Annotated in this window: 10 protein-coding genes; 1 reads left to right on the top strand and 9 read right to left on the bottom strand. The window is 53.2% G+C overall.

Features of this window, described 5'->3' with window-relative positions; genetic code table 11:
* Positions 1 to 273 precede the first annotated feature (273 nt).
* Positions 274 to 951 carry a type 1 glutamine amidotransferase domain-containing protein gene (locus ACIQ0R_RS07810; RefSeq protein ID WP_395825863.1) on the top strand — a complete coding sequence of 226 codons (678 nt, stop codon included), beginning with the start codon at positions 274 to 276 and terminating at the stop codon, positions 949 to 951.
* Between the two features lie 203 nt (positions 952 to 1,154).
* Here the strand turns inward: ACIQ0R_RS07810 and upp are convergent, their stop codons facing one another.
* From upp to thrS, 9 genes are all read right to left on the bottom strand, one after another.
* Positions 1,155 to 1,805: a uracil phosphoribosyltransferase gene (upp, locus tag ACIQ0R_RS07805; protein ID WP_395825860.1), complete on the bottom strand. Its 651-nt coding sequence runs from the start codon at positions 1,803 to 1,805 to the stop codon at positions 1,155 to 1,157.
* A 177-nt stretch (positions 1,806 to 1,982) separates the two neighbouring features.
* On the bottom strand, positions 1,983 to 2,390 hold the full coding sequence (locus ACIQ0R_RS07800) for a MerR family transcriptional regulator (protein ID WP_395825857.1): 408 nt from the start codon (positions 2,388 to 2,390) through the stop codon (positions 1,983 to 1,985).
* Complete coding sequence (locus ACIQ0R_RS07795; protein WP_395825854.1) at positions 2,387 to 2,821, bottom strand: integration host factor subunit alpha; 435 nt, start codon at positions 2,819 to 2,821, stop codon at positions 2,387 to 2,389. The genes ACIQ0R_RS07800 and ACIQ0R_RS07795 overlap by 4 nt, the downstream gene beginning before the upstream one ends.
* Positions 2,822 to 2,937: 116 nt before the next feature.
* Positions 2,938 to 5,364 (bottom strand): phenylalanine--tRNA ligase subunit beta, encoded by a 2,427-nt coding sequence (gene pheT / locus ACIQ0R_RS07790; RefSeq protein WP_395825851.1) that lies wholly within the window; start codon positions 5,362 to 5,364, stop codon positions 2,938 to 2,940.
* Between the two features lie 137 nt (positions 5,365 to 5,501).
* Entirely contained in the window at positions 5,502 to 6,518 is a 1,017-nt protein-coding gene (gene pheS, locus ACIQ0R_RS07785; protein WP_395825848.1) for a phenylalanine--tRNA ligase subunit alpha, read from the bottom strand.
* A gap of 222 nt (positions 6,519 to 6,740) precedes the next feature.
* Entirely contained in the window at positions 6,741 to 7,100 is a 360-nt protein-coding gene (rplT, locus tag ACIQ0R_RS07780; RefSeq protein ID WP_061533855.1) for a 50S ribosomal protein L20, read from the bottom strand.
* Positions 7,101 to 7,123: 23 nt separating this feature from the next.
* The gene (gene rpmI / locus ACIQ0R_RS07775) at positions 7,124 to 7,321 is read right to left on the bottom strand and encodes a 50S ribosomal protein L35 (protein WP_395825845.1); all 198 of its coding nucleotides are present in this window, start codon (positions 7,319 to 7,321) and stop codon (positions 7,124 to 7,126) included.
* Positions 7,322 to 7,619: 298 nt separating this feature from the next.
* On the bottom strand, positions 7,620 to 8,144 hold the full coding sequence (gene infC / locus ACIQ0R_RS07770) for a translation initiation factor IF-3 (RefSeq protein ID WP_395825866.1): 525 nt from the start codon (positions 8,142 to 8,144) through the stop codon (positions 7,620 to 7,622).
* Between the two features lie 60 nt (positions 8,145 to 8,204).
* The gene (thrS, locus tag ACIQ0R_RS07765; RefSeq protein WP_395825843.1) at positions 8,205 to 10,112 is read right to left on the bottom strand and encodes a threonine--tRNA ligase; all 1,908 of its coding nucleotides are present in this window, start codon (positions 10,110 to 10,112) and stop codon (positions 8,205 to 8,207) included.
* Positions 10,113 to 10,718: the final 606 nt, after the last annotated feature.

Genomic DNA, 10,718 nt, shown 5'->3' with positions numbered 1-10,718 from the left:
TTGCACGGCTAGCTCCTTGAACTCCGCCGTGTACATCTGTTTTGGTATCTTCTTCATTGCTGGTCTTTCCAAAGGATCGTTGATTTTACGTTACCTATGGAAGACTAAATTTCGGGGGAAGCTCATCAGACCCGCCAACATTGGGGGGATGGGGTTGTTCAGGGGCGACTAAGTAGGTAATAAGTACTTCTTAACGGCGTAACAAAGGCAAAACAAGGGTAAAACAAGTAAGCCACAAGTGCGCTATCAGTGCACTCACCAAAAGGAACCTGCATGAACATATTAATGGTACTCACCTCGCACGACAAACTAGGTGACACCGGCAAAATAACCGGCTTCTGGCTGGAAGAATTCGCTGCGCCTTATTACACCTTCCTGGACGCCGGGGCCAAACTCACACTAACCTCGCCGCACTGCGGCCAACCGCCGCTGGATCCGAAAAGCGACGCGCCGGATGCCCAAACCGAAGCCACCGAACGCTTCCGCAAAGACAGCGTCGCGCAAGCCGCGCTGGCATCAACCATCAGATTGTCGACAGTGCTGGCGGAAGACTACGACGCTGTATTTTATCCAGGCGGACATGGCCCTCTGTCGGATCTGGCCGAAGACAAAGATTCAATCGCGTTGATCGAAGCCATGTACGCGGCAGGAAAACCGGTGTCAGCAGTCTGCCACGCCCCGGGCGTATTACGCCATGCAGGCGCGGCTAACGGCACACCGTTGGTCAAGGGGAAAAAGGTTACCGGTTTTTCGGACAGTGAAGAAACCGCAGTGCAGTTGACCGATATCGTACCGTTTCTGGTAGAGGCTGAACTCAAGCGACTGGGCGGCAACTACAGCAAAGCTGCCGACTGGGGCAGTTATGCGGTGGTTGATGGCAACCTGATTACCGGACAAAATCCGGCATCTTCGGTTGCCGTGGCTGAGTTGGCATTAAAAATGTTGGCTTAAGATTGAGTCTCAAGCGCGACCTGATGTACTAGTTGTCTATTCAAAGGGGTAGAGTAATTTTCGCAAAAATCCACGAAAAAACTCTGCCCCCGTTTCGCCTCGTTTGACCTCGTTTGACCTCGTTTGACCTCGTTTCACTTGGCATCGCCACGCCGAATGTAAATTCATGTACCCAGCGCGGCGATCTCGCCACAGCAAAAAATTTACTTAGTCCCGAAAATACGATCGCCGGCATCACCCAAACCCGGCACGATATACGCATGCCCATCCAGATGCGAATCCAGGCTGGCGACGTACAGCTTGACGCCAGGATGCGCATCCTGAAACACCTGCACTCCTTCCGACGCAGCCACCAGCGCCAGGAAAATGATCTGCTCATCGTTCACGCCACGCTTCTTTAACACATCCACCGCATAAACAGCTGAATTGCCCGTCGCCACCATCGGATCACAGACAATGAAAATCCGCTCGGCCAGATCCGGTAAACGTACCAGGTATTCTACTGGCTGATGGGTATCGGGATCGCGATACACGCCGATGTGACCAACCCGTGCCGACGGCACCAGATCGAGCAAACCATCGCTCATCCCGATCCCAGCCCGCAACACCGGCACCACCGCCAGCTTACGGCCGGCGATCACCGGCGCCTCCATGCTTTGCATCGGCGTGTCGATCCGTTGCGTTGTCAATGGCAGGTCGCGCGTGATTTCATAACCCATCAACTGGGTGATCTCACGCAGCAACTGACGGAACGTGCGCGTTGAGGTTTCCTTGCTCCGCATGTGCGTCAATTTATGCTGGATCAGAGGATGATTGAGGATGAAAAGATTGGGGAAACGTGGATCGCTAATCATCAGTTTATGTTCTACAGTACAGAGTTTAAGAACTGGTGCAGGGTGAGCAAATTTTTACCCGGGCATTGACGCAACAAGGAGCGGAAATCAGATTCATCTGAGGCGGCGGCACATGAGCGCTCTCGCCCCTCACCAAACAAAAAAAGGGAGATTTCTCTCCCTCCGCTTGCTTCATATTCATTGAGCAGCCTGAGCTGGCCCTGAGCTGGGTTTTAGCAGAATCAATATCTGCTCCAGTTCGTGCCGCACCTCGGCAACATTAACTTCGTTTTGCCGCAACTCTGGCATTGCGTCAACCTCAGTACCAACGCGGCCATCCAGTTTATTGCGTGCGCCGCTGATAGTGAAACCATGTTCGTAAAGCAGTTCCCGGATACGGCGAATCAGCAGCACTTCATGATGCTGGTAATAGCGGCGATTACCGCGCCGCTTGACGGGCTTGAGTTGCGTAAACTCCTGCTCCCAATAACGCAGCACGTGTGGCTTGACCCCGCACAGTTCGCTGACTTCGCCGATAGTGAAATAACGCTTGGCCGGAATCGGCGGCAATACGACAAGTTCAGACTTACTAATACGATCGTTCATGAATTAGCTTGAAGGGCGGTAGTAAATTGTTGGATCGGCTGCATGCTGGCAGCATCGACCATGCCTTTGAGTTTTTGACTAGCGTGAAATGTGACCACGCGACGGGCGGTAATTGGAATTTCTTCCCCGGTCTTGGGATTACGGCCAGGACGTTGCGGCTTATCGCGCAGTTGAAAGTTACCAAAACCGGACAACTTCACCAATTCACCGCGCTCCAATGCGTTGCGAATTTCATCGAAAAACGTCTCAACCATGTCTTTTGCTTCGCGTTTATTGAGACCGACCTGTTCAAACAGAAGTTCAGCCAGCTCCGCTTTAGTCAGAGTCGGTAAATTCTTTTCTGCCTGCGAACGGGCTCTTGCCTCACGCATGGCCCGGTTCAGATCGGCGTCGAGCACGGATTCAAATTCTACAGTCTGCATATTATTCATTCTGTGGCTAAGCCCCTGTCTTTTTTAAATTACTGCCGTAGCGCATCACGCTACGGCATTTTGCAGCAGGTTTTATCATCAATTAGCGCTACTTAAATGCAGATCAAATTCGCTGATCAAGCACGCAATTTTGCCGTTGGCACCTTACCGACAGCAGCAATTAAAGCTGACATTGCGGCGTCCACTGAATCATCTTGAAGGGTATTTTCAGTATCTTGCAAGGTAAAACGGAAAGCAAGACTTTTTTCGTCGTTTTCCAGTCCCTTACCATGATATTCATCAAATAAAACAATGGCTTGCAGAATTCGACAGGCTGGATTTCTTTGCTTTTCAGCATTAAAAGCGTCCAATAAATCCTGTGCATTGATCGCTTGCCGGACCATCACGGCGAGGTCTCGCACCACTGCCGGAAACTTCGAAATCTCGACATAAGCAGGCACTTGTCGTTGCTGCAACGCCAGCGCACCGACTTCAAACAGGACTGGCGCCAATGGCAGGTCGTATTTCTGTTGCAGGCGTGGGTGCAGCTCGCCGATAAAGCCGACTACCTGATCGCCCAACAACACCTGCGCCGAACGTCCCGGGTGCAAGGCCGGATGCTCCAGTTTGGCGAAACGTAATATCGCTGGTGCAAACAGCGCTTCCAGATCCGCCTTGACGTCAAAGAAGTCCACATTGCGGCTAACCTGCCCCCACTGCTCTTCCGCTTGAGGGCCGTAAGCCAGCACCGCGACGCGCTTCGGCTGCGCGAAACCAGCCACCGCCAGCGGACCATTCTGCACTTCCGGATCTCGCGAATAAACTGCGCCGGTTTCAAATATCCGTACCCGGTTCAACTTGCGATTCAAGTTGTACTTAACGTTAGCCACCAGACTGCCGATCAGCGACGAACGCATCACACTGAGTTGGCTGGCGATCGGGTTGAGCAACTTAATCGGCTGCAGGTTGCCGGCAAAATCGGCTTCCCAGGCTTCTTCGACAAAACTGAAATTGGTCACTTCCTGATAGTCGAGATCGGCCAACTGACGGCGAATCGTGAACAACGAACGTTGCTGCTCCGGCGCGATATACATCGCGTTCGGCGCCACCGGCGGTAAGGCTGGAATATTTTCAAAGCCGTAGACGCGGGCGATTTCTTCGATCAGATCTTCTTCAATTTCGATATCGAAACGATAGGACGGCGGCGTCACCGAAAACACACCGTTTTCCTGCGTAAATGCCAAACCCAGACGGCTGAAGATATCGCCGATCTGGCTATCCGACAATGGCACGCCGATTACCTTGATCGCACGTGAAGTGCGTACGCTGACCGGATCCCGCTTCGGCAGGTTGACGCTTTGATCGTCAACCGGGCCGACCTTGGTTTCCGGCGTGCCGCAAATCTCCAGCAGCAATGCAGTGATGCGTTCGATATGCTCGACCGTGGTCGCAAAATCGACGCCGCGCTCGAAGCGATATCCTGCATCGGTCGAAAAATTGAAGCGACGAGCACGCCCCTGAATCGCTTGTGGCCACCAGAACGCCGCTTCCAGATAAATATTTTGCGTCTCCAGCGACACAGCAGTGGCGTCACCGCCCATGATGCCGGCCAGCGATTCGATCTGCCGTTCATCGGAAATCACGCCGATCCAATCGTCGACCGCAACTGTATTCCCGTTCAACAGTTTCAGCGATTCTCCCGGCTTGCCCCAACGTACATCGAGACCGCCGTGGATTTTATCGAGATCGAACACATGGGTCGGACGGCCCAGTTCCAGCATCACATAGTTAGAAATATCCACCAACGCTGAAATCGGTCGCTGTCCGCTACGCTCCAGGCGCTGCTTCATCCATTGCGGCGTCGCGGCCTTGGCGTTCAAACCACGAATCACGCGGCCCGAAAAACGGCCGCACAGATCCGGCGCTGAAATCTTGACCGGCAATTTCTCGTTGATCGTGGCGCTGACCGTCTTGAATACCGGCTGCTTCAGCGGCGTACCGGTCAATGCCGAGACTTCCCGCGCAACGCCCAGCACCGACAAGCAATCAGCTTTGTTCGGCGTCAGCTTGATGGTGAACTTGAGGTCGTTAAGTTCGTAGTAGTCGCGGAAATTTTGTCCAATCGGCGCATCTTCCGGCAGTTCCAGCAAACCGCCATGGTCTTCCGACAATTTCAATTCGCGCGCCGAACAAAGCATTCCTTGCGACTCAACGCCACGCAACTGCCCGAGCTTGATCTCGAACGGCTGGCCATCGCTCCCCGGCGGCAACACCGCGCCAACCAATGCGCAAGACACTTTCAGGCCAGGGCGCACATTTGGTGCGCCGCAAACGATATTGAGCAAAGTACCGGTGCCGGCATCGACTTGGCAGACGTTAAGGCGATCGGCATTCGGATGCTTGGCAGTCTCAACCACCAGACCGACCACAATATTGGTAAAGGGCGGCGCAACCGGCTCGACCTCTTCCACTTCGAGGCCGGACATCGTCAGCAAATGGGATAATTCGCCCGAAGTCATCTTCGGATCGACCATGGAACGCAGCCAGCTTTCAGAGAATTGCATAGGTAAAACCTTCAAAAACCTGTATCAGGATTTTAGGTGACCATTCAGCATCGGCAGCGAAGTCAACCTTCTGTGTCATGTTCGCGTACGCGCGGATGACGAGGTCGATGCTCCCGCTGATGCTCAACGGCGACAGTTTAGTTAAATTGTTTCAGAAACCGCAGATCACCTTCATAGAACAGACGCAGATCGTTGATGCCATAACGCAGCATGGTCAGACGTTCGATGCCGGAGCCGAATGCGAAACCGATGAACTGTTCCGGATCCAAACCCATGTTGCGCACCACGTTAGGATGCACCTGTCCCGCACCGGAAACTTCCAGCCAACGGCCTTTCAGCGGACCGCTGCCGAAGGCGATGTCGATCTCTGCCGATGGCTCGGTAAATGGGAAATAGGACGGACGGAAACGCACCTGCAAGTCGTCGGTTTCGAAGAACGCCTTGACGAAATTCAGGTACACGCCCTTAAGGTCGGCGAAACTAATGTCGTCAGCTATCCACAAGCCCTCGACCTGATGAAACATCGGCGAATGGGTAGCATCGCTATCAACGCGATAGGTACGGCCCGGCGCGATCACCTTGATCGGCGGCTTGTTCATGCGCGCGTAACGGACTTGCATCGGGCTGGTGTGGGTACGCAACAGCAATTGCTTACCTTCGGTATCCTTGCCATCGATGTAAAAAGTATCCTGCATCGAACGCGCTGGATGATTTTCCGGGCTGTTCAAGGCGGTAAAGTTGGTCCAGTCGGTTTCGATTTCGGGGCCGTCAGCGGCATCGAAACCGATCGAGCGAAAAATTTCTTCGATCCGCTGCCACGAGCGCATCACCGGATGGATGCCGCCGACACTGCGGCCGCGGCCCGGCAAGGTGACATCGATCGCTTCTGCGTTCAAGCGCTCTTGCATCTGGGCGTTGGCCAGGGCGTCACGGCGCGCGTTCAGCGCGGCTTCGATCTGTTCCTTGGCCTGATTGATGACGGCGCCCTGCGCCTTACGCTCATCCGCAGCCAGCTTGCCCAACCCCTTCATTTGCTCGGTGATCTGGCCGGTCTTGCCCAGATATTTGGCTTTCGCATTTTCCAGCGCGGCGGCATCAACTGCGGCAGCAAAATCGGCTTGAGCTTGCGTTACTAGTTGTTCTAGGGAGTTCATGCAGTTTTCCTGCTAGTTTTTAGTATTGGGGACAAAAGCCAAGAGCCACCGAAGCGTGGCGAATTATCCATATTCAGGAGACACTTCTCGCCCAGCTCTGTCCTCAACTGACTAAAACAGAATATTAAAAACAGAAACGGGGCACAAGGTGTTGACCTCTGCCCCGCTCGGGATTGCCACGCCGCGAAAACTGCGCAGCGCCGGCAAAACTACGTAAATAAATTACGCAGCGATTTTGGCCTTGACTTGATTGACAATCGCAGCAAACGCTGGCTTGTCCATCACTGCCATGTCAGCCAGAACCTTACGATCCAGCTCGATCGAAGCACGCTTCAGGCCGTTCATGAATACGCTGTATGTCACGCCATGCTCACGGGAAGCAGCGTTGATACGAGCGATCCACAATGCGCGGAATACGCGTTTCTTGTTACGACGGTCACGATACGCATATTGACCAGCGCGCATAACTGCTTGCTTGGCAACACGGTAGACTTTACTGCGGCGACCACGGTAACCCTTGGCAAGCGCTAAAACTTTTTTATGACGGGCACGAGCTGTAACCCCACGTTTTACTCTAGGCATAATAACTCCTTAATAGTGTGAGGTTAAGCGGTTGGCAACATGCGAGCCACGGACGCCATGTTTGTTTCATGGACACCGACGGAACCGCGCAATTGACGTTTGTTCTTGGTAGTTTTCTTGGTCAGAATGTGGCGCTTGAACGCTTGACCGCGTTTAACAGTACCACCTGGACGCACACGAAAGCGCTTTTTGGCGCTGCTCTTCGTTTTCATTTTTGGCATGACACTATCTGTCCTCTGAGGACAGCTCCTTTTTTAACATGATTGCAGGTGGCAACAATTCGTTGCGCTTGGATGCCTGCTCTCACTTGTTTAAACCCAGCTGCACAACTACCACAGCCAGATTTCGCAGCGGGATCCAGCCCGCTGCTTTTTGGATGTTTTGCCAGGCTCACCTGGCATCCACCACAAAACTTGATTAATTGAGAACAGCGTCGCCCGGACAACGTGAAATAAGGCGAAACAAGACTAATGCCCCACGCTGCGGTGGCTCTTAAACTCTGCCCTCAATTACTATTTGCTATTTCTTCTTTTTAGGACCAATGATCATGATCATTTGGCGCCCTTCCATCTTCGGCCACTGCTCGACCTGTCCGTACGGCTCCAGATCTGCTTTCAGACGTTCCAACATACGCATACCGATGTCTTGGTGAGTCATTTCACGGCCACGGAAACGCAGCGTGATCTTGACCTTATCGCCGTCCTCGTCCAAGAAGCGAGTCAAATTGCGCAGCTTGATGTTGTAATCACCATCATCGGTACCCGGACGGAATTTGACTTCCTTGACCAGAATGACCTTCTGCTTCAACTTGGCTTCGTGCGCCCTCTTCTGCTCCTGGTACTTGAACTTGCCGTAGTCCATCAAGCGTGCTACCGGAGGCTGCGCCGTCGGTGCAATTTCCACCAGATCAACGTTTGCCTCTTCCGCCAAACGGAAGGCCTCAGCCAGACTAACGATACCTAGTGCTTCGTTCTCGACACCGGTTAAGCGCAATTCCGGCGCAGTAATTTCGCCATTGATGCGATGTGACTTGTCCGTAGCTATTGCAGTTTCCTTTAAAAATCAAATAATTAAGCCGTGCTATTGCGCTCCGGGTTATCCCGTTCAGGCTTTGGTTTCAACCTCGTTCTTGAGGCGCTCCACCAGTACGTCGATAGGCATCACACCCAGATCGACATTGCCCCGCGCTCGCACGGCCACTGTGTTTGCATCACGCTCCTTATCACCGACAACCAGTATATAAGGCGGCTTCTGCAAAGAATGCTGCCGTATTTTATAGGTAATCTTCTCATTACGCAAATCGGTCTCCACTCTAAACCCTTGTTTCTTCAGCGTTTGCGCAACATGCTGAACATATTCCGCTTGCGAATCGGAAATATTCAAAATAACAACCTGCACAGGAGCAAGCCACAAAGGCATCGCGCCAGCATGGTTTTCAATCAGAATCCCGATAAAGCGCTCCAAGGAACCAACAATCGCACGATGCAACATGACTGGCACCTTGCGACCATTGTCTTCCGTCACATACTCGGAGCCGAGACGGCCTGGCATCGAGAAATCGACCTGCATGGTGCCGCATTGCCAGGAGCGACCAATCGAATCCTTCAGATGATATTCAATCTTCGGACCATAGAACGCCCCCTCTCCTGGTAACTCCTCCCATTCAGCGCCGGAGGCCCGAATCGCCTCACGCAAGGAGGTCTCCGCCTTGTCCCAGACAGCATCCTCACCGACCCGCTTTTCCGGACGTAACGCCAGCTTGACCGCCACCTCGGTAAAGCCGAAATCGGTGTAGGCCTGGCGCACCAGTTTGTCGAAGGCAGCGACTTCATCCTGCACTTGCTCTTCGGTACAGAAGATGTGACCGTCATCCTGCGTAAAGCCGCGCACCCGCATCATGCCGTGCAAAGCGCCGGAGGGCTCATTGCGATGGCATTGACCGAACTCACCAAAACGCAGCGGCAGCTCACGATAGCTGTGCAGGTTCGAATTGAAAATCTGGATATGGCCGGGGCAATTCATTGGCTTCAGCGCGTAGCTGCGGTTTTCCGACTCAGTGGTGAACATGCCTTCGCGATAGTTATCCCAATGACCTGTTTTTTCCCACAACGAACGATCCAGAATCTGCGGTGCCTTGACCTCCTGGTAACCGTTTTCGTTATAGACGCGACGCATGAACTGCTCGACCTGCTGCCAGATCGTCCAACCTTTCGCGTGCCAGAAAATCAGGCCCGGCGCTTCGTCCTGAAAATGGAACAAATCAAGCGCCCGACCCAACTTGCGATGATCACGCTTTTCCGCCTCCTCCAGCATGTGCAGGTAAGCCTCCTGCTCGTCCTTCTTGGCCCAAGCCGTGCCATACACCCGCTGCAACATTTCGTTCTTGGCATCCCCACGCCAATAGGCGCCTGCCAGCTTCATCAGCTTGAACACTTTCAACTTGCCAGTGGACGGCACGTGCGGGCCGCGGCACAGGTCTGTGAATTTGCCTTCTGTATACAGAGAGACTTCCTGATCTTGCGGAATCGCGCCAATCAATTCTGCCTTGTAGGCCTCGCCGATCGATTCAAAATAGGCAATCGCTTCGTCGCGCGCCACCACCTTACGGGTGACGGGCTCATCCCGCTTCGCCAGCTCTGCCATTTTCTTTTCAATCTCGACCAGATCCTCTGGCGTGAATGGGCGCTTGTAGGCGAAATCGTAGTAAAAGCCGTTGTCGATCACCGGACCGATCGTCACCTGTGCATCGGGAAACAATTCCTTGACTGCGTAGGCCAGCAGATGGGCAGTTGAGTGACGGATCACTTCCAATCCATCGGCATCCTTGTCGGTCACGATTGCCAGCTCAGCATCCTTCTCGATCAGATAAGATGTATCCACCAACTTGCCATCGACCTTGCCAGCCAGTGCCGCCTTGGCCAGACCGGCACCAATACTGGCGGCAACCTGCGCCACTGTGAGCGGCGCATCGAATTGACGTTGTGAACCATCGGGAAGTTTGACTGCTATCATTTTGAGCCTCATATCGGCGGTCGCCTGGACAACACCGGATTGAATTAATGAACGTATTGCGATAAAAACGCAGACGAAAAAAAAACGCGGACCAGCCGCGCTTTTCTCATCATGCAGGTAGAAAAAGGTCTCGACTAGTGTCGCTCACAGATTGTGGTGCTAGTTCGCGGTGTCATAACCGAGATGCCTTTCTCGCTCTTACAAATATGAGATATCGATTTTTTTATTCTCGCCGCCCAACCATTCGCGGCGGCAACATGGCTGACGATCATACCAGAAAATCTCGCAAAGATAGCGACAGCGCGCCCACCGCAGCTATTTTTTCTAAGCGCGGCGCCAGGATTGCCTGCGGCTCGAGACGAACCCAACAACTTTCGCCGGCAACTGTGCCGTGGAATCTTGAAAAATGAAAAAACCGCCAGAGCGACCATCGATTATCGGCATTAATCCGGCATTCCTGGCGTGGCTTTATCTGCATATCAGCCAAATAATGAGCTTCCCCCGAAATTTAGTCTTCCATAGGTAACGTAAAATCAACGATCCTTTGGAAAGACCAGCAATGAAGAAGATACCAAAACAGATGTACACGGCGGAGTTCAAGGAGCT

The organism is Collimonas sp. (genome assembly GCF_044339385.1).
In the GTDB taxonomy this organism is placed as follows: domain Bacteria; phylum Pseudomonadota; class Gammaproteobacteria; order Burkholderiales; family Burkholderiaceae_D; genus Collimonas.
Note: the sequence above shows the minus strand (reverse complement) of the source record. Positions and strands in the feature narration are given on the sequence as shown.

Coding starts and splice junctions, on each gene's coding strand:
- upp (WP_395825860.1), bottom strand. CDS start 1,805: ATGATTAGCGATCCACGTTTCCCCAATCTTTTCATCCTCAATCATCCT.
- rpmI (WP_395825845.1), bottom strand. CDS start 7,321: ATGCCAAAAATGAAAACGAAGAGCAGCGCCAAAAAGCGCTTTCGTGTG.
- pheT (WP_395825851.1), bottom strand. CDS start 5,364: ATGCAATTCTCTGAAAGCTGGCTGCGTTCCATGGTCGATCCGAAGATG.
- pheS (WP_395825848.1), bottom strand. CDS start 6,518: ATGAACTCCCTAGAACAACTAGTAACGCAAGCTCAAGCCGATTTTGCT.
- ACIQ0R_RS07800 (WP_395825857.1), bottom strand. CDS start 2,390: ATGAACGATCGTATTAGTAAGTCTGAACTTGTCGTATTGCCGCCGATT.
- thrS (WP_395825843.1), bottom strand. CDS start 10,112: ATGATAGCAGTCAAACTTCCCGATGGTTCACAACGTCAATTCGATGCG.
- ACIQ0R_RS07795 (WP_395825854.1), bottom strand. CDS start 2,821: ATGAATAATATGCAGACTGTAGAATTTGAATCCGTGCTCGACGCCGAT.
- ACIQ0R_RS07810 (WP_395825863.1), top strand. CDS start 274: ATGAACATATTAATGGTACTCACCTCGCACGACAAACTAGGTGACACC.
- rplT (WP_061533855.1), bottom strand. CDS start 7,100: ATGCCTAGAGTAAAACGTGGGGTTACAGCTCGTGCCCGTCATAAAAAA.